This window comes from Halovenus carboxidivorans, assembly GCF_009831575.1.
Lineage (GTDB): Archaea > Halobacteriota > Halobacteria > Halobacteriales > Haloarculaceae > Halovenus > Halovenus carboxidivorans.
This window is the reverse complement of record NZ_WUUT01000010.1, coordinates 1-20,991: the sequence shown is the minus strand read 5'-3', so window position 1 is coordinate 20,991 and position 20,991 is coordinate 1. Positions and strand designations below refer to the sequence as shown.

Here is a 20,991-nt window from a genome sequence, read left to right as displayed (position 1 = left end):
TTGAGTGCTTATGCCAGAAAACGCCCGCCTCAGCGGTAGTATCGGCCAGTTCGACTTAGATTTTGTGGAGCGAGAAGCAACCCCACGACTGTTGATGAAGCTCAGTATTCAACTCCATCTTGCTGGATTATCATTATCTAATACTGTTTCAATTCTCGAAATATTTGGTGTTGAACGCGCACGATCCACCGTCCATAACTGGGTTCATAAGGCTGATTTACAGCCCACAGATGGACACGATCCGAATCACGTTGGTACTGCGCGCCGACGCCGGACAGCGCGTTTTTCTCGGCTTCGGGAATGCCGAGTTTGTCGAAGGTGTCCTGGATCTCCTCGGGCAGGTCCTCCCAGTCGTCGACGCCGCCGCGGGTCTCGATGTCCGGGCGGATGTACGGGACGATCTCGTCGATCTCGACCTCGCTGAGGTCGGGTGCGCCCGGCCAGTCGTCGGGCATCGGCATCTGCTTGAACTGCTTTAGGGCGCGCAGACGCCGTTCGAGCATCCACTCGGGCTCGTCTTTGTCCTCGGAGATGACTCGGATCGTCTCCTCGGTCAACCCCTTCTCGGCCTCGAACGCGGACTTTTCCTCTTTCTTGAACTCGAAGCGCTTCTCGGTGTCCGTCTGTTCGAGGTGATCTTGGTCTGAACTCATTACATTACCTTTCGTCTGGAAGCACATAAGGCTACGCTCGAATACCGCCGAGACTCACGTTTCTCGAACTGGTGTTTCTCTTTCTGTCCGATTTATGCCAGTCGTTCGAGTTTGTGTTCTGGTATCGAAAACATATATTTTGGTATACTGAACTCCAGATGGCGGGCGCGACGGATCTGGGGGTCGTTATCCGGCGGAATCGAGCCGGGCGAGTCGGTTGAGTGTCGCGATCGTCGTGAGGATGTCCGCGGCCTGTCCCGGTTCGTAGACGAGTTCGTCGGTCCTGATGACGTGATCGAGGACATCCCGCGAGGAGTGCGCCGGAGCGGCCGCGAGCCCGCAACTCTCCTCTTCGACCCACTTCATCACCCGGAGGTCGCTTTTGCTGTCGCCCATCACGACACAGAACGGCTCGTCGACACCGAGCACGTCGAGTGCGCGCTGGACGCCGACGACCTTGTTCAGTTCGAGACTGCCGATTTCAGCCGCATCAGCCTCGTAGTACGCGACATCGATGCGCTCGAAAAACCCGTCGAGCTGACCGGGCACCTCCCCGGCCTCGGTCGGGAGTTCACCGCTCTCTTCGAGGACGGTCCGGATCTCCGAGTCGGCGCCCGCGTAGTAGGCCCGGGTCCAGTCGGTGATCTGTGTCGGCTCGCCGTCGATATCGACCTGCTCGGCGATGCTCTCACCGAGCAGATCGAGCATGTAGACGAGTGCGTCGTCGATCACGCGTTTGGCCTCGGCGGAACCGGTCTCGAAGTTCGGTTTCATCGTGACGTTGAACTCGTTGCCCTGGAGGTGACAGCCGCGCCGGAGGTGGTCCGGGGCGTCCGAGAGGACGCGTGAACGCACGCGTGCGAAGACCTCTCTGATCTCTTCGTCGAGTTCCTCATAGAGCAACTGTTTCGTCTCGCCGCCGTGACCGGGGGTGAACACTCCCGTCCCGGCCTCGTAAACGATGCTCATCCTTCCCGAGTGGACGATTTCGTTGCCCAACCCCTGAATCATGAACCCCTTGACGTTCTCCAGGGTCTGTCCCGTACAGACGATGATCGGGACGCCCGATTCGTGCAGTTCCGTGAGCAGATACAGCGTCTCCCTGGGAATCTCGTTGTCGGTTTCGCCCGCCGAGCGCAGCGTCTCGTCGACGTCGAGGACGAGCGCGTTCACCGAGTGGCCGTGTTTCGAGAGCAGGTCCAGGGCGGTGAAGGCCTGATCGCGGGTCGCTCTGGCGGCGATTTCGGCGAAGGTCTCACCAGTCGCCGGGAAGGCCTCGCGGATCTCGTCTTTGCCCTCGGTCAGTTTCTCGTTGGCGTTTTGCCAGTGTTCGAGCGCGACGCGGGAGTCGACCGGGGGGAACAGATCCACGAACTCCTGGTAGGCCCGGAGTCGTTTGGTGTCGAAGTCGTCGTAGAGCCGATACAGCTGGTCGTACCGTTCCATACCCCGTTCTGGACTGCACCGGGCAAAAAGACTTCTGTCGCAGTGATAAGTCAGCCCAGTCAAAAGAAAATTACCGGCCTCCGTCGTAGGTGACTGTATGAAAAACATCGATGACCTCATGCACAGCGCCGTCGAGTTGGCCGAACGCGGCCTCTCGAAGGGGGAAATCGCCGACGAACTCAACGTCTCCCGAGAGACGGCCAGTTGGCTGGTCGAACGGAGCGAGGCCTCGCCCGGCGGAACCAGCGCCGCGCTCGACGGGCCGGAGGATATTCACGTCGACTGGAACGCCATCGGGAAGAGCGCAGACCGACTCTCCCACGTCTGTGCGGCGATGGCGGACCTGTTGCCGGAGGACGCCGTCGACCTGACGGTGGGTATCGAGAAGGCGGGCGTCCCGCTCGCGACGACCATCTCACAGCGACTCGGGACCGACCTCGGCACCTACGCGCCCCGAAAACACCAGTGGAACGACAGCGACATGGCCGACCTGGACGGGGCCTTCTCGCGTAACTTCGCGCAGATGGAGGGCCAGCGGTGTTACGTCGTCGACGATACGATCACGACCGGGACGACCATGACGGAGTCTATCGAGTCGATCCGGCAAGAAGGCGCAGAACCGGTCGCCTGTGTCGTCCTCGTCGACAAGAAGGGGACCGACGAGATCGCCGGTGTCCCGGTCCGCTCGCTCGTCCAGGTCATCCGCGTCGGAGACGACGAGTAACCCGGTCCCGTTCTCACGCTCACCGCCTCCATAGGGGCGCGTCTGTCGCTCTGGGCGTCCCCGCGAGTCGGTCCAAAATACTAATTCGCTAGTGAGTAAACTATTTGTCCCTCGGCCGCGTACGAACGTTCAGGAGGAGTAACAGATGGCCACAACAGACCACCTTTCGGAGGCAATCGAAGGCTTGGAGGGCCTGGATCACGGCGAAATCGAGGTCACGGATCTCACGACCGGGGAGCCGTTCGCGACCGTCGGTGCGGCCGGGCCGGAGGAGGCCCAGGCCGCCCTGGAGAGAGCGGCACAGGCACGAGAACAGATGCGCAGGAGTACGCTCGTCGAGCGTGCGACGTGGCTAGAGAGCCTCGCTGCGGAGATCGAGCGCCGCAAGGAGACGCTGGCGGAGGTCATCGTCCGCGAGGCCGGCAAGCCGATCACCAGCGCCCGCGGGGAGGTCGACTCCGCCGTCGAGCGCGTCGAGCGCGCAGTCGAGGAAGTCCACGAGCTACAGGGCGAGTACCTCCGCGGGACGACCGCCGGCCACGAGGGCTGGGAAGCGCTCGTCTCGCCCGAACCGATCGGGACCGTCCTCTGTCTCTCGCCGTACAACTACCCACTCGTCACCACGTTGTTGCAGGTCGCTCCGGCAATCGCGGCCGGTAACAGCGTCGTCCTCAAGCCGTCGACGAAGACACCGGTGAGCGCCGCGATTCTCGCCCACTGCTTCGACGCGACGGATCTGCCCGACGGGGCCTTCCAGTACGTGCCCGGCCATTCGAGCGATATCGGGAGTGTGCTCACCGAGAGCGATCAGATCGACGCTATCGCACTGACCGGCTCCTCGTCGGTCGGCGAGCGGATCGCCCGCGACAGCGGCATGGTCGAGTTGCACATGGAACTGGGCGGCAACGCCCCCGCGCTGGTGTTCCCCGACGCCGATCTGGACGCCGCCGCCGAGGACTGCATGGCGGGGTCGCTGAAGTACGGCGGTCAGCGCTGCTCCGCAGTGAGCCGAATCCTCGCCCACGAGGAGATCCACGACGACCTCGTCGACCGAATCGGCGCCGAGATGGGCGACTGGGTCGTCGGTGATCTCTTCGACGAGGAGACGGATATGGGGCCGCTGATCGACGAGAGTCAGGCCGAGTGGGTCGAAACCCTCGTCGACGACGCACTCGCCCGCGGTGCCGACCTCGTCCGGGGCGGCGAGCGCGACGGCAACTACTTCGAGCCGACGCTCCTGGCGAACGTTCCCGAAGACGCCCGGATCGTCCACGAGGAACAGTTCGGCCCCGTCGCCGCCGTGACATCCTTCGAGCACGCGGACCACGCGCTCGACATCGCAAACGCCGGCGAACTCGGACTCGACGCCAGCGTCTTCACCGCCGACCACGACCGCGCGATGGAACTCGCTCACGAGATACAAGCCGGCACCGTTCGGATCAACGGCCGCCCCTCCCACGGCATCGGTGACATCCCCTTCGGCGGTGTCGGGGAGTCCGGAATCGGCCGCGAGGGTATCGGTTACACTGTCGAGGCGTTTACCCAGACGAAAAGTATCGTTCTGTGAGTGGCCACTCCTGCGGGACGCTCTCGGCGCCGGCTCCTGCCGGCGGATTCGCGACACAGATACTGGAAGCCTTCTCGCTTGCTCAGTTAACAGCCACTGCCTGAGTAGCACATCTACCAAAGATTGTTATATTATACCCGAGTACACAGAGATATGGCAGCGAACACACCGGTTATCGTCAGCGCAGCACGGACACCACAGGGGAAAGAGGACGGACTGCTCCGCAACATTCGCTCGGAGGATCTCTCCATCCACATCATCGAGCACATGATGGAGGAAACGGGTCTCGAAGCCGACCAGATCGACGACGTGATGTGGGGTTGTGCGCAGACCCGCGAGGAGCAGGGAACGAACATCGCCCGCCAGATTGCGATTTTCGCGCTCGACGAGAGCGTCCCCGGGACGACCATCGACCGCCAGTGTGCCTCCTCGGCGACGACGATCATGACCGCCGCCGACGCGATTGCGGCAGGGCGGCGTGACGCCATCTTCGCCGGCGGTGTCGAGAGCATGAGCAGGGTGAAGATGGGCGAAGGTGCGGACCAGATGTACCCCGGTATGGACGAGCGCTACGGCATGGAGAACCTGCCGATGGGCCAGACCGCCGAGAAGGTCGCCGAGGAGTACGACGTCTCCCGCGAGGAACAGGACGAGTTCGGCGCCCGGAGCCAGCAGCGAGCGGTCGAAGCCACCGAAGAGGGCCGCTTCGACGAAGAGATCGTCCCGATCACGGGCCACGACGAGGACGGCAACGAAGTGACCGTCACCGAGGACGAGGGACTCCGCCCGGGCACGACCGTCGAGAAACTCGCCGAACTCCCGACCGTCTTCAAGGAGGACGGGACGGTGACGCCGGGCAACGCCTCTCAAATTTCTGACGGCGCGGCCGGCGTGCTCGTCACCAGCAAGGCCTTCGCCAAGGACAACGACCTGGAGATCCTCGCCGAGGTCGGCCAGAGCGGCGTCGCCGGCGTCGATCCGACGGTGATGGGAATCGGGCCGGTTCCTGCCGTCGAGAACATGCTCGAACGCGCCGGCCGCACGATCGACGACTACGGACTCGTCGAGATCAACGAGGCCTTCGCGAGCCAGGTGATCGCCTCCGCCGAGGAACTCGGTATCGACCACGACATCCTCAACGTCAACGGCGGCGCGATCGCTATCGGCCACCCGCTCGGGGCCTCGGGCGCGCGTCTGCCCGTGACGCTGATCCACGAGATGCACCGCCGCGGCGTCGAGCGCGGCATCGCGACGGAGTGTGTCGGATTCGGCCAGGGCGCGGCCATCGAGTTCGAGTTGACTGAATAACCGGCTCTGCGGTCGTTCCGCGACTTTTCCTCGAACGATTGCGGTGGGACGGACTCGCGTACGGCGAGTTGAATGGGGATCCTTAAGTGGCTCCGTCAGATAGCAATACGCACTATGGCAAACGGCAAATACGCCGCGCGCAAGCTCAAGAAGGACCGCCAGAAACACCGGTGGTCCGACTCTGACTACGCGCGCCGCGAGCGGGGGCTGGCAGAGCAGTCCGACCCGCTCGAAGGCGCCCCGCAGGGGCGTGGCATCGTCCTCGAGAAGGTCGGCATCGAAGCGAAACAGCCCAACTCCGCGATCCGAAAGTGCGTCCGGGTCCAGCTGATCAAAAACGGCAAGCAGGTGACGGCGTTCTGCCCCGGTGACGGCGCTATCTCCTTTATCGACGAACACGACGAAGTCACCATCGCTGGCATCGGCGGCGCGAAGGGTCGAGCGATGGGCGACCTTTCCGGTGTCAACTACAAGGTCGAGAAGGTCAACGGCGTATCGCTGATCGAACTCGTGCGCGGAAACGCGGAGAAGCCGGTGCGATAACATGTCTACGGAACAACCAGAACCCGACGCCCCAGCTGACAGCGAGGGCTCGAACGCGAAACTGTTCGGCAAGTACGACGTCGAGGAGATCGAGTTCTCCGACGTTTCCACCGAGCGGTACATCAACGTGACCCCGATTGCCAACACGATGGGCCGTCACGCTGACAAGCAGTTCAAAAAGAGCCAGATCAGCATCGTCGAACGGCTGATCAACCGGCTGATGCAGACCGACGAGAACACCGGCAAGAAACAGCTCGCGACGAAGATCACCCGAGACGCCTTCGAGATCATCGAGGAGCAGGCCGAAGAGAACCCGGTCCAGATTCTCGTCAGAGCCGTCGAGAACTCGGCCCCGCGCGAGGAGACCGTCCGCCTGAAATACGGTGGTATCTCCGTCCCGAAGGCCGTCGACGTCTCCCCGCAGCGACGAGTCGACCAGGCTCTGAAGTTCCTCGCGGAGGGCGTGTACAACGACTCCTTCAAGACCGAGACCGACGCCGCCGACGCGCTGGCCCGCCAGCTCATCGGCGCGGCGAGCAACGACGTCGGCACCTACGCGGTCGACCAGAAAGAGGAAAAAGAGCGCGTCGCGGCTGCTGCCCGGTAATCTTCTCTCTATCCCGGCCGAAAACCGGAGTTTTCAACACGGCCGACGACAGTCCTCTCCCTATGGCGAGCAACGGAACCGAGACGGTCGAGTTAGTCGAAAAGGAGACGATTCGCAACTTCAGCCGCGCGGTCGTGATCGCCGCGCTGACCGCAGTGTTAGCGCAGTTCTCGATCCCGCTTCCGGGCGGGATTCCGTTCTCGTTTCAGCCCTTCGGCGTCTTCTTCGCCGGCCTCGTTCTCGGACCGCTCTGGGGCGGGTGCGCGATTGCGTTGTACGTGCTCACCGGCGTCGCCGGCGCGCCGGTGTTCTCGAACGCGACCGGGGGGCTCGGCGTGATCGCCGGTCCGACCGGCGGGTTTCTACTGGGGTTCGTCGCCGGGGCAGTCGTCATCGGTGCTGTCGCCCACCGTCGCCCGTCTCCTCGTCCGGTCGAGACGCTGACTCTGCCGTGGGTTCTTGTGGGGCTGCTCGGGGGACTGGTCCCGATATACGTCGTCGGTGTTTCGTGGCTGTCGGCGGTCGCGGGGCTCGGTCTGCCGCAGGCCGCCACGAGCATGGCGCCGTTTTTCCTCGGTGATCTCCTGAAAGTCGCCATCTCCGTTGCGGTCGTCGCCACGCACGGGGAACTGCTCGGTCGAGTATGATCACCGTCGAGAATCTCAGCTACAGCTACGACGGCGACCCCGTGCTGGACGGACTCTCGCTGGCTCTCGGTGACGAGTGGGTGGTCCTGGCCGGTCCCAACGGCAGCGGGAAGACGACCCTGATTCGACAGCTGAACGGCCTTCTCGAACCGGACGGCGGCAGTGTCCTCGTCGACGGGACGCCCGTCCAGGACGACCCAGTGGCGGCCCGGACGGCCGTGGGGATGGTGTTTCAGTCCCCGCGCTCGCAGTTCGTCGCTTCGACCGTCGGGGCCGACGTGGCCTTCGGTCCCGAGAATCTCGGCCTCGATCACGAGGAGATCGACCGCCGCGTCGACGCGGCGCTGTCTGCGGTGAACCTCGACGGGCGAGAGGACGAGCGCATCGACGCTCTCTCCGGCGGCGAACGGGCCCGCCTCGCCATCGCGGGCGCGCTGGCGATGGAGCCGGAGCATCTCGTCCTCGACGAACCGTTCGCCGGGCTGGACTGGCCGGCACAGCGATCCGTCCTCGGCCATCTCGACGACCTGGCGGCGGACGGCGTCGGTATCGTCGTCGTCACGCACGACCTCCGTGATCTGCGCACACGCGCCGACAGAGTGATCGGGCTTCGAGACGGGGAGATCGCCTTCGATCTGTCGCCCGAGGCCGCCACCGAAGCGCTGCCCGATATCGACGTTCGCGTTCCCGACGGGTGGTGAGATGTTGACCTACAGCCCCGGCGACTCCCCGATCCACCGACTCGATCCGCGCTCGAAGCTATGTTTCCAGTTTGGATTCGCCATCGCCGCTCTCTTCTCCTCCGGGCCGCGTCTCGCCGCCCTGTTCGTCGTTGCCGCTCTCGCCGTCTCCGTCACCGGGCTCTCGCCGCTGCGAGCGCTGTGGAGCTATCGCGTCGTGCTCGTCGTGCTGGCGATTGCGCCGCTCATCGCTGGATTCACTCCCGGCCCGCCGTGGTTCCGGCTTGACCGCGCGGCGGAATCACTGCGTGCCGTCGCCCGCGTGGTACCGATTCTGCTGCTCAGCGCGGCGTACATCCGTGCGACGCCCGTCCGCGAGACCAGGGCCGCGATCCAGCGAACGATTCCCGGGCGGGCGGGTCAACTGCTCGGCACCGGGGTCGCGCTGACGATTCGGTTCGTCCCGGTGCTCCGCGAGGACGTTCGGGAGGTGCGCGACGCGATCGCCGCCCGCGGCGGTGATCGCCGTCCGGTCCACGAGCGCGCCGGACGGCTCGTTCCGTTGTCGATCCGGCGGGCGCTCGCGCGGTCTGACGAACTCGCCGTCGCGCTGGAGGCACGCTGTTTCGCGTGGAACCCGACGCTGCCGCGGCTTCAGTTCTCGCGTCCCGACTATCTGGTCGTCGGTGCCGCTGTCGTACTGACGGTCAGCCCGCTCGTTTCCGGGTAGATCGACGGACAGTTATCCGGCCGGACGCAGAGTACAGCCATGAACGAGCGATCACGCCACCCGGGAGGGTATCTATGACGGAGTACTTCGAGATCCACGAGCGCGATAGCGCCGCGCGTCTCGGCGAACTACGTCTCGACGAGCCGGTGACCACACCGGCGCTGGTCGACGAACTCCGGGAGGACGCCGGCAGCCAGTGGACCCCCGGAGACACGGCCGTCGAAGGCGACGAGTCGACACTGACGATTCTCCCCCATCGAGCGTTCCCGGGCGGAACACCCGAAGAGGTCGAGGAGGCGTTTGCCACCGAGTATCCCGATGTCGACGTGCCGAGCGCCGCCGTCGTCTCCCCGGGGACGGCGACGGACCACGGCACGGACGCATACGTGCTCTCGAACGCACAGGAACTGGCCGGTCACGCCCGGGCGTTCGTCGAGGCGATCATCGAGACCCGCGAGGCGATCCCTGCGGACACGGCGCTGTATCTCCCCGGCGTCGCGACACCCGGCAACGTCGCCACCCTCGCGTACGCGGGCGTCGACCTGTTCGATACCGACCAGGCGGTGCTCGAGGGGCTCCAGGGCAAGTATCTCGGCACCGACGGCGAGGCGTTTCTGGAGGATCTGACCGAACTGCCCTGCGCGTGTCCGGCCTGTCAACGGCCCCGCTCGGAGTTCGACCGCGAGGACTGTGCCGAACACAACGAACACGCCCTGCGGGCGGCGCTCGGCACCGTCCGCGAGCGGATCCGTTCGGGTCGGCTCCGGGATTACATCGAGGGCCAGGCCCGTCACGAGCAGTGGTTGACCGCCGTCTTCCGGCGACTCGATCAGCAGTACGGCCACCTCGAACAGCGCACGCCCGTCCTCCGGCGCAACGGGATCACCGCCGCGACGGACGATACGCTCCGCCGCGTCGAGATCCAGCGGTACGCCGAGCGGGTCACGAACCGGTACCGCAACCGCTTCGACGCGCCGCTGGTGTTGGTCCCGTGTTCGGCCCGGAAACCGTACAGCGACTCACAGAGTCACGCACAGTTCCACGACGCGATCCAGTACCGGGGCCACCTCGTCTCGATGACTTCCCCGATTGGCGTGGTGCCGCAGGAACTCGAACTCACCTATCCCGCACAGCACTACGACTCGGTCGTCACCGGCGAGTGGACGGCCACCGAGATCGAGTTCGTCTCGGATGTCCTGGCCGCGTACCTCCGGCGCAACGAGTATCCCCGTCACATCGCCCACGTCCCCGAGGATTACCGCCCGATCTGCGAACGGGCCGCCGAGAAGACCGGCGTCGAGTTCGAGTACACCGTCTCCGATCACCCGACGACGGCGGACTCACTCGCCAACCTCGCCTCGACGCTGGCCGACGAGCCGAAATACCGCAAGCGCGAGCGCCAGCACAACACCGTCCGCGCTATCGCGGACTACCAGTTCGGTGAGGGTGCGGGTGCGGAGATCTTCGACGAGTTATCCGTCGAGAGTCGTTACCCCAAGCTCCGGGCGACCGACGACGACGGGGAACAACTCGCGATGCTCGTCCCCGAGTACGGCTTGCTCGCGTTTACGATCGCCGGAGCGCGGCGGTGGGTCGACAGTGCGGCACCGACCAAGCGGGTCGAGATCGACGCCTTCGTGCCCCACGGATCCGTCCTCGCGCCGGGCGTGGTCGACGCCAGCGAGTCGATCCGCGTCGGCGACGAGGTCGTCATCGAGGGGCCGAAGGCCTTCGCCGTCGGCCGCGCGAAGATGTCCGGCCCGGAGATGGTCGAGAGTACGCGCGGAATCGCGTCCTCGGTCCGTCACCTCGACGAACGTTAGAGGTCGATCTGGCTGAACCGCGCGTAGCCCACCGCCAGCGGGACCGCGATCCACAGCAGCAGGATGACGAACACGAACCAGTTCTGCATGTAGAAGGCAACTGATTCCGGATAGACCGTCTGGAACACTACCTCTCCCGCTTCGTTCTGTCTCCTTACCGTCTCTCCCAGGACACTAGAGGGGGCACCGAATCCGCGTCCCGACGGCGACAGCGAGCCGAACATGTCCTGAAACATCTGACCGAGACCGAACCGATTGGCGAAATTCGGCAGTTCGTAGTCGACGAGTCCGAGCACCAGGTCCGTCACCGTCTGCCAGAGATACAGTCCGAAGAAGATAACGATTCCTCCGACCGTCCCCTGTGTTTCGCTGTTGAACAGCGCGGAGAACCCGACACCGATACTGACGAACATCAGGCCGAACAGGACCGTCACGAACCAAAACGAGAGTAACACGCCCGGGGACAGTTCGGTCTGGAGCAACAGCATAGCAATCGCGGGGACGAACCCGACGATGATCGTGACCGTCATCACGGCCGCGCGGCCGAGGAACTTCCCGAGAATCATGTCGCCACGGGTGTGCGGTAACGACAGCAGCAGATTGATCGTGCCGCTCTCGCGCTCGCGGACGACCGATTTGATGCTGATGAACAGCCCGGTGATCGGGATGAAAAAGAGAACGAGCAGCCCGAACACACCGGTTACGAGCGCCTCCGCCACGGTTTGATTCGCCCCGGTGAGTCCCGAGTCGACGACGAGATACGCGATGCCGCCGATCAACAGCGCGAAGAGGACGATGATCCCCCAAAGTACGCGCGACCGGACGCTGTCCTGGAAGTCCTTCTTGGCGATTGCTTGCCAGCTCATGCTCGCACCTCCTCTTCGGTCGTGTAGGCCGCAAACAGATCTTCGAGCGACGCCTCCTCGGTCTCGAAGTCCTCGACCGTCGCGCCGGTCTCTTCGATCTCGTTGAGCACCGCCGTCTTGCTCGCGTCCTCGCCGAGTCCGACAGCCACGACCGTTCCCTCGGTCTCGACGGTCACGCTCTCGACCCCGTTGATCCCGCGGATCGAATCGAGCACGCTCTCGGAGAAGCCCGTGCCCTCGACGACGAGGCGCTGTCCGCCCGGCATGTTCGACCGGAGGTTCTCGATAGAGTCGTCGGCGACGAGTCGCCCCTCGCGGAGGATCCCGACCCGATCACAGACGGCTTCGACCTGACCGAGGATGTGACTCGAGAAGAACACCGTCGTGCCGCGCTCGTTCTCCTCGCGGATGATCTGCCGAATTTCGCGAGCCCCGTTCGGGTCGAGTCCGGTCGTCGGTTCGTCGAGGATCAACAGGTCGGGATCGCCGACCAGCGCCATCGCGAGGATGAGCCGTTGGGCCATCCCTTTCGAGTAGCCGCTGGCCTTGCGGTCGGCGGCGTGGGCGACTCCGACCCGTTCGAGCAGTTCCTGCGGGTCGTCGTTCGCCTCCTTCGACTCGATAGCGAACTCCAGATGCTGGCGCCCGGTCAGCCGGTCGTAGACGTCGTACCCTTCCGGCAGGACGCCGATCCGCTGTCGAAGTCGTTGGCCCTCCTCCTGGCAGTCCATGCCGAAGACGCGGGCCTGTCCGGCAGTCGGCTTGACAAAATCCAGAATGATATTGATCGTCGTCGACTTCCCGGCCCCGTTCGGGCCGAGGAAGCCGAACACCTCGCCTTCGTTGATCTGAAGGTCGAGGGTATCGACGGCGCGCAAACTGCCGTACTGCTTTGTGATCCCGTCTAATTCGATTGCTGTCATGTGTTGCCGTTCCGGGGTGAGCTACATGTAAGTTGGCATCTGTTTCACTGCCGGAAACGCGCCGGAGAGAGTCGCTGTGTGTCATTCTCTCTCACTATCGTGTGAACGCAGTGTTTATTTCTCGGCTCGGCGAAGCACAGGTAATGAGTGTTATCGGCTTTGTCGGCCTTCCGGGGAGCGGAAAGAGCGAGGCCGCCGCCGTCGCCGAAGACTGGGACATTCCGGTGGTGACGATGGGTGACGTGATCCGGGCGGAGTGTCGTGACCGGGGGCTGGACCCGGCGACCGAACACGGCCGCGTGGCCCAGGCGCTGCGTGAGGAGAACGGACCGGCCGCAATCGCCGAGCGCTCGCTCCCGCTCATCGAGTCGGAACTGGAGGCCAGCGACACCGTCGTCGTCGACGGTATCCGGTCGGACGTGGAGGTCGACCGGTTCGAGGAGGCCTTCGGCGATCAGTTCCGCCTGGTCTGTATCGAGGCGCCCTTCGAGGTCCGCAAGGAGCGACTCGACCTCCGGGGCCGAGACGCCGGCGACGAGGAAGGCGGCGAATCCCTCGAAGACCGCGACCAGCGCGAACTCGACTTCGGCATGGGGGCGGCGATGGAGCGGGCCGACCTGACCGTCGAGAACACCGCGTCGTTGGAGGCCTTCCGCGAGCGCATCACGGAGATACTGACCGAGGGATCACGATGACTGAGAGCACGACCTACGCGATCGAGGCCGAGATCACGGCCCCGGTCTACGACACCGAAGCACAGCAGCGAGTCGCCGAGGCCATCACGGAGATATTCCCCGAGGCGGAGCCGGAACTGCAGTACGGCGAACTGACCGCGACGGTTCACACCCTCGAACCGTTCTCGGAACAACTCCATCGGCAGGCGATTCTCGACACCGCTCGCGGCGTCTTCTTCGGCAACCAGACCGGCGATAGCTTCTCCTTCCGGCTGAAAAAGCAGGCGGCCTTCCAGGGGCTCGTCAACTTCGTCGTCGACGACCCCGGGGAACTGGGCGTCATCGCCGTTCGCGTCCGAGTGGACGAACCGACCGTCGAGGAGTTCATCGACCACATCGCCCCGCGGACCGAGGACGGGAAGCCAGTCGAGGAGTGATCCGTCTTGCACTGGATTGATCTGTTCGGCCGGTGACAGTCAGCGTAGGATGTTCCGACCGATCACCGTCGAGGAGATCATGCAGACGCCGGTGGAAACGATCGACAGCGACGAGTCAGTCCGCACCGCGGCCGACAGACTGGCGGCCAGCGGTATCGGCTCGCTGGTCGTCTGTGAGGGGGCCGAACCGGTGGGGATCCTCACGGATACCGACATCACGGCGCTCGTCTCCGCCGGTGTCGACCCCGATACGACGACCGCCCGTGAACGGATGTCCAGTCCGGTCATCACCACCGAACCGACGGCCTCGATCCGGGACGCGGCCGCGCTGATCCGCGACCACTCGATCAAACGGCTTCCAGTCGTCGAAGGAGAGGAGATCATCGGGATCGTCACGACGACTGACCTCTCGAACTACGTCCCGCATCTCCGTCACGCGGCCCGGGACCGACAGTCGACTACTGAGGGCCGCAGACGCGATGTCAGGGCCGACACCGCCTACGAGAACGACGACTGGGTGTACGAGTACGTCGGTGACGAGGGCCAGATCGACGTGGGCGACGAACTCTCCTTCTCGAAGACGCTGACCGAGGAGGACGTGCGCTCGTTCGCGGAGGCAAGCGGCGACACGAATCGACTCCATCTGGACGCCGAGTTCGCGGCACAGACCCGCTTCGGCGAGCAAATCGCACACGGGACGCTCGTCGCCGGGGTCATCAGCGCCGCCCTGGCACGACTGCCGGGTCTGACGATCTATCTCTCCCAGGAACTGAGCTTTCTCGGCCCGGTGCGCCTCGGCGACCGAATCACGGCAGAGTGCGCTGTCGTCGAACGCCTCGGGGAGAATCGCTTCCGGTTGACGACGAACGTGCGAGACGAAGCGGGAGAACTGGTCATCGACGGCGAGGCGACGGTTATCTCCGACCCGCTGCCGGAGTAATCAGTCACCGAACGGACCGCCACCGCCGCCCATTCCGGGGCCGCCGCCCATTCCGGGGCCGCCACCGCCTTGCTGCATCTGTTTCATCATCCGCTCCATGTCGGCGTCGCCCATCCCCTGGAACTGCTTGAGGGTGCGTTCCATCATCTTGTGCTGTTCGAGCAGTTCCCGGATCCGGTCTTCGGACTTGCCCGACCCGCGGGCGATCCGTCGGGTTCGGCTCGCGCCGACCACGCGCGGATTCTCCAGTTCCTCCTCGGTCATCGAGTCCATGATGACCTCGAAATCACGCATCCGCTCCTCGGTCACGTCCATCGCGTCGTCGGGTAGTTGGTCCATCATGCCGCCGCCGAGGCCCGGAATCATGTCCATCACCTGATCCAGCGGCCCCATCCGGTTCATCGCCTCCATCTGCTTGCGCAGGTCCTTCAGCGTGAACTGCCCTTCGAGCATGTCCTCGGGGTCCCAGTCTTCGTCCTCCTGCTGGGTCTCTTCCATCGCGCGCTCGACGCGCTCGGCCAACTGTTCGAGGTCGCCCATCCCCAGCAGGCGGGAGACGAAACTGGAGGACTCGAACCGCTCGATGTCCTTGACGGTTTCACCGGTCCCGAGGAAGGCGATCGTCGAGTCCGTCTCGTTGACCGCGGCGAGGGCACCGCCACCTTTCGCCGTCCCGTCGACCTTGGTGACGATCACGCCGTCGATGCCGATGGTTTCCTCGAACTCCTGGGCCTGCTCCTTGGCGCTTTGGCCCATCGCCGCGTCGATGACCAGCATGTTCCGGTCCGGATCGGCCGTGTTCTCGATCCGTTCGATCTGGTCGATCAGCTCCTGGTTGAGCGCGTCCCGACCGGCCGTATCGACGATCTGTACGTCCGCGTCGGCCGTCTCGAGCAGCCCTTCTTCGGCGATCTTCTCGGGGTCGTCGGCGTCGGGGTCGCCGTAGTAATCGACCTCGGCCTCTTCGGCGAGCTGTTTCGCCTGATCGTACGCACCCGGTCGGTCGGTGTCGGTCTGGATGATCGCCGGCCGCAGCCCCTTCTTCGAGAACCACCACGCGATCTTGCCGGCGGTGGTCGTCTTCCCCGACCCGTACAGTCCCGCGAGAAGAATCGTCTGTTCCTCCAGCGGCAGTTCCGTCGACTCGCCGAGCAGATCAACCAGTTCCTCGTAGACGATCCGCAACACCCAATCGCGCGGAGAGGTTCCGCCCGGCGGCTCCTCCTCTAGGGCGCGCTGTTTGATGCTGTCCGAAAGCTCCCGGACGAGTTCGATATCGACGTCCGCCTGAATCAGCGAGCGCTGGATCTCCTTGACGATGTCGTCGACATCGTCCTCGGAGATTCGAGATTTGCCCCGGAGGTCATCGAGCGTGCTCCGGAGTGAACTGCCGAGATCGTCGAGTACCATTAGCCGCGACTACGAGACCATCCCGGTAAAAGCTTTTTCTCCCCCTTGTCGACCTGATCAGGGCTCGACGTACTGACTCTCCCAGTCCCGACGGGCCTCGATCTCCCGCCGACCCCGACGCGTGAGACTGTAGAAGTTCGTCCGCCGATCCCGCTGGCCCTTCTCGACCAGCCCCTTGTCGACCAGTGTGTCGAGATTGGGGTACAGTCGGCCGTGGTGGATCTCCTTCTCGTAGTAATCTTCCAGTTCCTCCTTGATCGCAAGCCCGTGTGGCTCTTCCCGGCCCGCGATGACGTACAGCAGATCACGCTGAAATCCTGTCAGGTCGTACATTGGTATTTTACACTACTATTTTATTGTCTGAATATATTAAATATGTCGTTCCATATACGTCGACGCCCGACTGCGACACGAGACGGTCACTTCGGGGGTCTGGATCGCGTCCGAGCCTCCGGCTCAGTCCACACGGTCGCTCGACGGAGAAATCGCAGAAACGGCCGACGGCTGTTGAATCAGTCGTTTTCGGATAGCTGGCCGTAACGGTTCTCCACTCGGCTCCGCCGATCTGCCAGCGCCCTCCCCAGTAGCCGTACAGATCTCAGTGAACTGGCCCCTCTCAAATTTAAGTCAGATTACCGATATATGTCTGTATAGTTCGACATACACAAATAATAGATTCTATTCCACGAACGTCATCCCCGCCCGTCATACCGCCTGGCCCGCGTGCGACCGACCGTCCGGAAGCGCCGCCGTTCAGTTTCCGGCCGTCGACTCGATAAACGCCGTGACGTGGTCGTCCTGGCGGCGTTTGAACCCCGACTCCCTTGCGAGTCGGTCGAGTTCGCGCGCGACGAGACTGCCGTACTGCACGGCCTTTTTCTCTCGGAAGGCGATCCGATCCGGCAAGAACGGCCGGGCGGCGAGTCTGAGCGCCCACTTTCGCTCACCCCGGGCGGTCACGAGCGCCTCGCCGGGGAGAGCGAGTGCGGCCTCGACGACCTCGTCGGAGAGCAACGGCACGACCGGCTCGACACCCGCGTCCCACAGCGCGAGCACGTCCCGTTCCAGTTGGTCGGGAAGCGTGTCGATCATCTCCCGACGGGCGCCGCGAACGGTATCCGCGTCGACCCGCGGATCGTCCGGCGCGCGGGCGACTTTCGCGTACCCCCCGAACAGTTCGTCGGCTCCCTGGCCGAGCACCAACCGCTCGTACCCATCGGCCCGGACCTCCTGTGCGAGTACGAACAGCGGCAGTGCGATCTGGATGTCCATCGCGTTCGTCCGACCAGTCGCCTCGACGACCGCCGGCAACGCCCGTTCGAGGCGCTGATTGTCAAGCGTGACCACGGTCAGATCCCGGTCGAGCAGGGCGGCCGCCGACCTGGCCGCGTCGATGTCGTGACTCCCCGGAAACCCGACGGCGTACAGCGGTGCGTCGAGCCGAGCAGCCAGCACGGCGGAGTCGAGCCCTCCGGAGAACGCAATCGCCTGATCGTCGCCGCCGATGCTGTCGACTGCACCTGTCACGGCATCACGAACGGCCTCGATCCCGGAGGCCGTCTCGACGGGCTCGATATCCGGCAGGGAAAACCGCCGGGAGACGGCGTCGTCTTCGCGGACGTGGCCCGCCGGGAGCGGGGTCGGTTCCGCGAGGTCGGTCGGCCGGTGGCTCCACTCCCCACCGTCGAAAAACAGCGGAACGCGGCCGAGCACGTCACGAACCAGCCGACCGTCGAGTTCGCCCGCGAAGCCGGTCGTCCCCGGCAGGGCGCTTCCGGTGTCGAGCGCCCGGCGAACGACCTCGGGGTCTGCTCCTCTCAGCGACATCACAACAGCCGCTTTCGCGCCCGGCGCGTGGCGGAGCCGGCCACCTGTTTGAGTGTGATCCGGTAGGGGGTCCGCCGTCCCCGGATAGCCGTCTCTCCGTCTCGAATCGCGGCCAGGATCCCCTCGGCCGTTCGGTCCTCTGTCTCGACGAGCGTGCGAGCGCGTCCGACCATCTCGGCGGTGTGTGCATCACTCCCCGCGGTCTTGGCCATCCCGTACTCCTCGGCGAGCGCGTCGGCCTGTCGGTTCGACCGCCCGGTCAGCAGCCGCGAGTTGTAGACCTCGATTGCGTCCGCGGCCGTGATCGCCCGCTTCGGGATCGCTCCGAGCACGCCCTTTCTCAGCTCTTGGAACGGGTGCGGCACGACGGCGATTCCGCCCGCGTCGTGGATCCGCTCGACGCTCTCGCGGAAGCCGAGTCCGCGCTCGATCCGGCGGTCGATTCCGAGCGCGAGTACGTGTCCTGCCGCGGTCGAGATCTCCATCCCGGGAATCCCGACGAGACCGTACTCCTCGGCGAGTTCGGCCGCCCGCTCGCTGGCCGCGAACGCGTCGTGGTCGGTGACTGCAAGCCCGTCCAGACCCACCTGTCGGGCCCGTTCGAGCAACTGCTCGATCCCGTCTCGGCCGTCGTAGGAACTGACAGAATGGGCGTGAAGCTCTACTGCGAGCACACCGCCAGTTAGGTGGACGAGGCAAAAAGAAGTCCGATCCGCGGTCCGTCCCCTGAGTCGGTGGCCGCCTACAGCAGTCCGGCCCCGGCCGCCGACAACAGCCCGGCGACCACGAGCAACAGCACCGCCGAGACCGACCCGGCCTGGAAGAACCGGCGGGCGTTGCGCCCCGGCTCGCGGACCTTGTCCCGGCCGCTACCGTCGGAGAGCCGACTCGCCCCGACTTCGGTCAACCCCGCGGTGAGAAACCACAGCGAGAGCATACTCAAGACGAGATAGCCGCTGGTACTGCCGGTCAACGTCGCCCCCGTGTACTGCGTCCCGGCCATGTGGCCGCCGGTGAGAAAGAGCAGCAGGACGCTCGTCCGCGAGAGTGTTTTGAACCGTCCCGTCACAGTTCGCAACGGCTCGGCGTCGAGTTTGCCGCCCACCGCCAGCGGCAGAACACCGAGTGTCATGAACAGAATACTGCCGGTCCAGAGGCCGGCGAACACCGAGTGGATCACGTACGCGCTCGCGTCGATCACTGACATATCTCGCCGTGGGCCTGCCAGCCACTCAAACCGTCCGGTTTAGAACGCCCGGTCGTCGTCCTTTCGTGCGGTGAGGTCGTCGATCTCCCGGATCTCCTCGATGTCGAGTTTGTCGATCAGGTTGACGAACGCTCCCGGGTCGGGGACGAGAAAGATCCGGAGCTGAAACTCCCGGTTTTCCTCCTGCAGGTCGACGACGGAGTCGAGCACGATAGACAGCGAGTCCGAGTGGATGTGCGAGAGCGTTTCCTCGGCGATGACCTCGGCGTCGTCGTATTCGAGCGTCGGTGTCTCCATGTTGATCGTCGTTTCGAGGGTGTTGGCGATCCCGTCGATAAAGCCGGAGGTGAGGATGTTACACATCTCCTGGAGGGCGCTCTCCTGGAGTTGATTGAGTTCCCCCTCGACCGGTTGACCGGTCATGTGGTGGGCAATCTCCTCCCCGGTCCGGTCGTCGAAGGTCATCAGAAAGACGCCGTAGGGCGGTTCCGTCAGCCGGATGTTGGCGTGATGGAACGCCCCCTCGCCGATCTCGTGTGGGATATCGTCCGGCTCGACGAAAGAGAGGCTCTTGATTCTGATGTCGGCGTCGATGTTCGCCATCGTCGACAGCGAGTCCGCGACGTTTTTCGCCCCGTGTTGGATCAGTTTCCCGATGATCGTCAGTTTCCGGATATCGATCAGTATCGGCATTGAGAATCCGTATCGGGGGGACTGGGTTATGCGTTTCGCCGCCGTAATCATCTGTGAAGTAGCCAGCGGCCGCCGCTCACCTGCCGGTCGGCCGGCCGCCGGGTCGTCGTTGACCTAACGATACCCGAGACTCTCTGGGGTTCTCGCTGTCATTGACTGCCGGTCTACGGTCTCAGTTTCACCGAATCACCTTCGAATGTCTGTTTCGTCACCTTTCTCGGTGGGTAGTAAACGGCTGCCCACTAAGAATCGTACATTGTCGCAAATTTTAATAAACGGAGCACGACTCGTAGACCCCCTCGAAACGCCGGTATTCGGGGACGTATGTTAACGGCCCTCAGAGTACCATTATAACCCTTCAGTTACAAGGTGGTGATGACCATGAAAAAGCAGGAACTCATTCACCTTCACGGCCTGCTCGCACAGGTACAAGACCACTACGAGGAGCAGACCGGTAATACCGTGGATCACGACGAGTACACGGCCCTCGGCGTGCAGCCGACATCGATCCACAAATCGAAGACAGACCACAAGGACGCTGTTTTTGCGCTCGCGCACGGAATCACCAGCGAAATCGAGTCGAAGAAGACCGAGCGCGTCTCCGCTGCTGCTGACTAATTTCTCCGTCTCCACCTGCCGCTAACAGCGACGTTTCACAGCGTAGCCTCCGTACCGATCTCCCGCGAATGCTCCGTCCCCACAAACGACTGTCGTAGCGCCGTTACTCGTCGATAAGCTCCTCGAACTCGGGGAGTACTTCGTCCTCCTCCGGATCGCGCTCCTCGATCACCCCTCCGCTCTCGTCTGACGACGATTCCGTCGATGTCTCCGACTCTCCCTCTGGCTCGTCCGGTTCCTCTTCGAGCACTTCGATTTCGAGTACGTCGAGCGGGATGTTTTCGAGTCGCTGACCGATTTCCTTCCGGGCGATCCGTGCCGCGTGCTCCTCCCGTTCGACGTTGAAGACGGTCATCTCCAGTTCCAGCGCGACCAAGCTCTCGTCGGCAGCGATGAACGCGGGGTCGTGCTCCTCCCCACAGTGCGGGCACGTCCGCTCGCCCATGTTGATCTCGACGTAGTTGAGATCCGGGTTGAGCATCTCACCGGTCTTCGAGATGGCGATTCTGACCGCCTCGTCGGGCGATTCGACATCGTAGACCGGAACGGCTGCTTCGACGACAACTCTACAGTTCATATATGCTTGTTGGTCTGCAACCACTATCAAGGTTAGCCCTGAGTGAATCGCGGTGTTCAGATAAGGATTGAAGAGTGAGGCGAGGCGTTTT

At 64.0% G+C, this 20,991-nt stretch carries 23 protein-coding genes and 2 pseudogenes; 14 read left to right on the top strand and 11 right to left on the bottom strand.

Annotated features, from left to right (window positions below; genetic code table 11):
* Positions 1-10: 10 nt before the first annotated feature.
* Positions 11-253: pseudogene (locus GRX03_RS16425) on the top strand (IS6 family transposase); the annotation flags it as partial.
* Here the strand turns inward: GRX03_RS16425 and GRX03_RS16420 are convergent.
* Both GRX03_RS16420 and GRX03_RS16415 read right to left on the bottom strand, forming a co-directional pair.
* A pseudogene (locus GRX03_RS16420) lies at positions 246-653 on the bottom strand (Fe-S cluster assembly protein SufB); the annotation flags it as partial. The pseudogenes GRX03_RS16425 and GRX03_RS16420 overlap by 8 nt on opposite strands.
* A 186-nt stretch (positions 654-839) precedes the next feature.
* Positions 840-2,099, bottom strand: a complete 1,260-nt coding sequence (locus tag GRX03_RS16415) for an HAD family hydrolase (RefSeq protein ID WP_159765567.1) — start codon at positions 2,097-2,099, stop codon at positions 840-842.
* A gap of 97 nt (positions 2,100-2,196) precedes the next feature.
* On the opposite strand from GRX03_RS16415, the gene gfcR reads away from it, so the two are divergent.
* The 9 genes from gfcR to arcS all read left to right on the top strand — a co-directional run bounded on the left by gfcR (position 2,197) and on the right by arcS (position 10,728).
* Positions 2,197-2,823, top strand: a complete 627-nt coding sequence (gfcR, locus tag GRX03_RS16410) for a transcriptional regulator GfcR (RefSeq protein ID WP_159765565.1) — start codon at positions 2,197-2,199, stop codon at positions 2,821-2,823.
* Between the two features lie 145 nt (positions 2,824-2,968).
* Positions 2,969-4,390 (top strand): aldehyde dehydrogenase family protein, encoded by a 1,422-nt coding sequence (locus tag GRX03_RS16405; protein ID WP_159765563.1) that lies wholly within the window; start codon positions 2,969-2,971, stop codon positions 4,388-4,390.
* Between the two features lie 153 nt (positions 4,391-4,543).
* Complete coding sequence (locus GRX03_RS16400; RefSeq protein ID WP_159765561.1) at positions 4,544-5,698, top strand: thiolase family protein; 1,155 nt, start codon at positions 4,544-4,546, stop codon at positions 5,696-5,698.
* A gap of 114 nt (positions 5,699-5,812) precedes the next feature.
* Complete coding sequence (locus GRX03_RS16395) at positions 5,813-6,241, top strand: 30S ribosomal protein S12 (RefSeq protein ID WP_159765559.1); 429 nt, start codon at positions 5,813-5,815, stop codon at positions 6,239-6,241.
* A 1-nt stretch (position 6,242) separates the two neighbouring features.
* Positions 6,243-6,848, top strand: coding sequence for a 30S ribosomal protein S7 (locus tag GRX03_RS16390; RefSeq protein ID WP_159765557.1), 606 nt, complete (start codon positions 6,243-6,245; stop codon positions 6,846-6,848).
* Between the two features lie 62 nt (positions 6,849-6,910).
* Positions 6,911-7,495 (top strand): biotin transporter BioY, encoded by a 585-nt coding sequence (locus GRX03_RS16385; RefSeq protein WP_159765555.1) that lies wholly within the window; start codon positions 6,911-6,913, stop codon positions 7,493-7,495.
* The gene (locus tag GRX03_RS16380; protein WP_159765553.1) at positions 7,492-8,196 is read left to right on the top strand and encodes an energy-coupling factor ABC transporter ATP-binding protein; all 705 of its coding nucleotides are present in this window, start codon (positions 7,492-7,494) and stop codon (positions 8,194-8,196) included. Before GRX03_RS16385 ends, GRX03_RS16380 begins: the two co-directional genes overlap by 4 nt.
* 1 nt (position 8,197) lies before the next feature.
* Positions 8,198-8,905: an energy-coupling factor transporter transmembrane component T family protein gene (locus GRX03_RS16375; RefSeq protein WP_159765551.1), complete on the top strand. Its 708-nt coding sequence runs from the start codon at positions 8,198-8,200 to the stop codon at positions 8,903-8,905.
* 74 nt (positions 8,906-8,979) lie between these two features.
* Positions 8,980-10,728: an archaeosine synthase subunit alpha gene (arcS, locus tag GRX03_RS16370; RefSeq protein ID WP_159765549.1), complete on the top strand. Its 1,749-nt coding sequence runs from the start codon at positions 8,980-8,982 to the stop codon at positions 10,726-10,728.
* Here arcS and GRX03_RS16365 read toward each other — a convergent pair.
* Both GRX03_RS16365 and GRX03_RS16360 read right to left on the bottom strand, forming a co-directional pair.
* Positions 10,725-11,594 carry an ABC transporter permease gene (locus tag GRX03_RS16365; protein WP_159765547.1) on the bottom strand — a complete coding sequence of 290 codons (870 nt, stop codon included), beginning with the start codon at positions 11,592-11,594 and terminating at the stop codon, positions 10,725-10,727. The two genes, arcS and GRX03_RS16365, sit on opposite strands and share 4 nt — an antisense overlap.
* Complete coding sequence (locus GRX03_RS16360; RefSeq protein ID WP_159765545.1) at positions 11,591-12,517, bottom strand: ABC transporter ATP-binding protein; 927 nt, start codon at positions 12,515-12,517, stop codon at positions 11,591-11,593. The genes GRX03_RS16365 and GRX03_RS16360 overlap by 4 nt, the downstream gene beginning before the upstream one ends.
* Positions 12,518-12,660: 143 nt before the next feature.
* On the opposite strand from GRX03_RS16360, the gene GRX03_RS16355 reads away from it, so the two are divergent.
* From GRX03_RS16355 to GRX03_RS16345, 3 genes are read left to right on the top strand one after another with little or no spacing between them, the layout of a single operon-like run.
* Positions 12,661-13,212 carry an AAA family ATPase gene (locus tag GRX03_RS16355; RefSeq protein ID WP_159765543.1) on the top strand — a complete coding sequence of 184 codons (552 nt, stop codon included), beginning with the start codon at positions 12,661-12,663 and terminating at the stop codon, positions 13,210-13,212.
* Positions 13,209-13,628 carry an RNA-binding domain-containing protein gene (locus GRX03_RS16350; protein ID WP_159765541.1) on the top strand — a complete coding sequence of 140 codons (420 nt, stop codon included), beginning with the start codon at positions 13,209-13,211 and terminating at the stop codon, positions 13,626-13,628. Before GRX03_RS16355 ends, GRX03_RS16350 begins: the two co-directional genes overlap by 4 nt.
* Before the next feature lie 49 nt (positions 13,629-13,677).
* Positions 13,678-14,568 (top strand): CBS domain-containing protein, encoded by an 891-nt coding sequence (locus tag GRX03_RS16345; protein ID WP_159765539.1) that lies wholly within the window; start codon positions 13,678-13,680, stop codon positions 14,566-14,568.
* Here the strand turns inward: GRX03_RS16345 and GRX03_RS16340 are convergent, their stop codons facing one another.
* The 6 genes from GRX03_RS16340 to GRX03_RS16315 all read right to left on the bottom strand — a co-directional run bounded on the left by GRX03_RS16340 (position 14,569) and on the right by GRX03_RS16315 (position 19,705).
* The gene (locus GRX03_RS16340; protein ID WP_159765537.1) at positions 14,569-15,978 is read right to left on the bottom strand and encodes a signal recognition particle protein Srp54; all 1,410 of its coding nucleotides are present in this window, start codon (positions 15,976-15,978) and stop codon (positions 14,569-14,571) included.
* Between the two features lie 57 nt (positions 15,979-16,035).
* Complete coding sequence (locus GRX03_RS16335; RefSeq protein WP_159765535.1) at positions 16,036-16,311, bottom strand: PadR family transcriptional regulator; 276 nt, start codon at positions 16,309-16,311, stop codon at positions 16,036-16,038.
* A gap of 420 nt (positions 16,312-16,731) precedes the next feature.
* The gene (locus GRX03_RS16330; protein ID WP_159765571.1) at positions 16,732-17,799 is read right to left on the bottom strand and encodes an asparagine synthase C-terminal domain-containing protein; all 1,068 of its coding nucleotides are present in this window, start codon (positions 17,797-17,799) and stop codon (positions 16,732-16,734) included.
* Between the two features lie 5 nt (positions 17,800-17,804).
* The gene (locus GRX03_RS16325) at positions 17,805-18,479 is read right to left on the bottom strand and encodes a PHP domain-containing protein (RefSeq protein WP_368278600.1); all 675 of its coding nucleotides are present in this window, start codon (positions 18,477-18,479) and stop codon (positions 17,805-17,807) included.
* A gap of 68 nt (positions 18,480-18,547) precedes the next feature.
* On the bottom strand, positions 18,548-19,012 hold the full coding sequence (locus GRX03_RS16320) for a CopD family protein (RefSeq protein ID WP_159765533.1): 465 nt from the start codon (positions 19,010-19,012) through the stop codon (positions 18,548-18,550).
* Positions 19,013-19,051: 39 nt separating this feature from the next.
* A complete protein-coding gene (locus GRX03_RS16315; RefSeq protein WP_159765531.1) occupies positions 19,052-19,705 on the bottom strand; it encodes a chemotaxis protein CheC in 654 nt (217 codons plus the stop codon).
* A 381-nt stretch (positions 19,706-20,086) separates the two neighbouring features.
* On the opposite strand from GRX03_RS16315, the gene GRX03_RS16310 reads away from it, so the two are divergent.
* Positions 20,087-20,323: a UPF0058 family protein gene (locus GRX03_RS16310; protein ID WP_159765569.1), complete on the top strand. Its 237-nt coding sequence runs from the start codon at positions 20,087-20,089 to the stop codon at positions 20,321-20,323.
* Positions 20,324-20,426: 103 nt separating this feature from the next.
* Here the strand turns inward: GRX03_RS16310 and GRX03_RS16305 are convergent, their stop codons facing one another.
* Complete coding sequence (locus GRX03_RS16305) at positions 20,427-20,900, bottom strand: DUF555 domain-containing protein (protein ID WP_159765529.1); 474 nt, start codon at positions 20,898-20,900, stop codon at positions 20,427-20,429.
* Positions 20,901-20,991 lie beyond the last annotated feature (91 nt).

Bases quoted from the DNA above. Each gene is read 5' to 3' on its own strand.
- GRX03_RS16415 (WP_159765567.1), bottom strand. From the start codon at position 2,099: ATGGAACGGTACGACCAGCTGTATCGGCTCTACGACGACTTCGACACC.
- gfcR (WP_159765565.1), top strand. From the start codon at position 2,197: ATGAAAAACATCGATGACCTCATGCACAGCGCCGTCGAGTTGGCCGAA.
- GRX03_RS16405 (WP_159765563.1), top strand. From the start codon at position 2,969: ATGGCCACAACAGACCACCTTTCGGAGGCAATCGAAGGCTTGGAGGGC.
- GRX03_RS16400 (WP_159765561.1), top strand. From the start codon at position 4,544: ATGGCAGCGAACACACCGGTTATCGTCAGCGCAGCACGGACACCACAG.
- GRX03_RS16395 (WP_159765559.1), top strand. From the start codon at position 5,813: ATGGCAAACGGCAAATACGCCGCGCGCAAGCTCAAGAAGGACCGCCAG.
- GRX03_RS16390 (WP_159765557.1), top strand. From the start codon at position 6,243: ATGTCTACGGAACAACCAGAACCCGACGCCCCAGCTGACAGCGAGGGC.
- GRX03_RS16385 (WP_159765555.1), top strand. From the start codon at position 6,911: ATGGCGAGCAACGGAACCGAGACGGTCGAGTTAGTCGAAAAGGAGACG.
- GRX03_RS16380 (WP_159765553.1), top strand. From the start codon at position 7,492: ATGATCACCGTCGAGAATCTCAGCTACAGCTACGACGGCGACCCCGTG.
- GRX03_RS16375 (WP_159765551.1), top strand. From the start codon at position 8,198: ATGTTGACCTACAGCCCCGGCGACTCCCCGATCCACCGACTCGATCCG.
- arcS (WP_159765549.1), top strand. From the start codon at position 8,980: ATGACGGAGTACTTCGAGATCCACGAGCGCGATAGCGCCGCGCGTCTC.
- GRX03_RS16365 (WP_159765547.1), bottom strand. From the start codon at position 11,594: ATGAGCTGGCAAGCAATCGCCAAGAAGGACTTCCAGGACAGCGTCCGG.
- GRX03_RS16360 (WP_159765545.1), bottom strand. From the start codon at position 12,517: ATGACAGCAATCGAATTAGACGGGATCACAAAGCAGTACGGCAGTTTG.
- GRX03_RS16355 (WP_159765543.1), top strand. From the start codon at position 12,661: ATGAGTGTTATCGGCTTTGTCGGCCTTCCGGGGAGCGGAAAGAGCGAG.
- GRX03_RS16350 (WP_159765541.1), top strand. From the start codon at position 13,209: ATGACTGAGAGCACGACCTACGCGATCGAGGCCGAGATCACGGCCCCG.
- GRX03_RS16345 (WP_159765539.1), top strand. From the start codon at position 13,678: ATGTTCCGACCGATCACCGTCGAGGAGATCATGCAGACGCCGGTGGAA.
- GRX03_RS16340 (WP_159765537.1), bottom strand. From the start codon at position 15,978: ATGGTACTCGACGATCTCGGCAGTTCACTCCGGAGCACGCTCGATGAC.
- GRX03_RS16335 (WP_159765535.1), bottom strand. From the start codon at position 16,311: ATGTACGACCTGACAGGATTTCAGCGTGATCTGCTGTACGTCATCGCG.
- GRX03_RS16320 (WP_159765533.1), bottom strand. From the start codon at position 19,012: ATGTCAGTGATCGACGCGAGCGCGTACGTGATCCACTCGGTGTTCGCC.
- GRX03_RS16315 (WP_159765531.1), bottom strand. From the start codon at position 19,705: ATGCCGATACTGATCGATATCCGGAAACTGACGATCATCGGGAAACTG.
- GRX03_RS16310 (WP_159765569.1), top strand. From the start codon at position 20,087: ATGAAAAAGCAGGAACTCATTCACCTTCACGGCCTGCTCGCACAGGTA.
- GRX03_RS16305 (WP_159765529.1), bottom strand. From the start codon at position 20,900: ATGAACTGTAGAGTTGTCGTCGAAGCAGCCGTTCCGGTCTACGATGTC.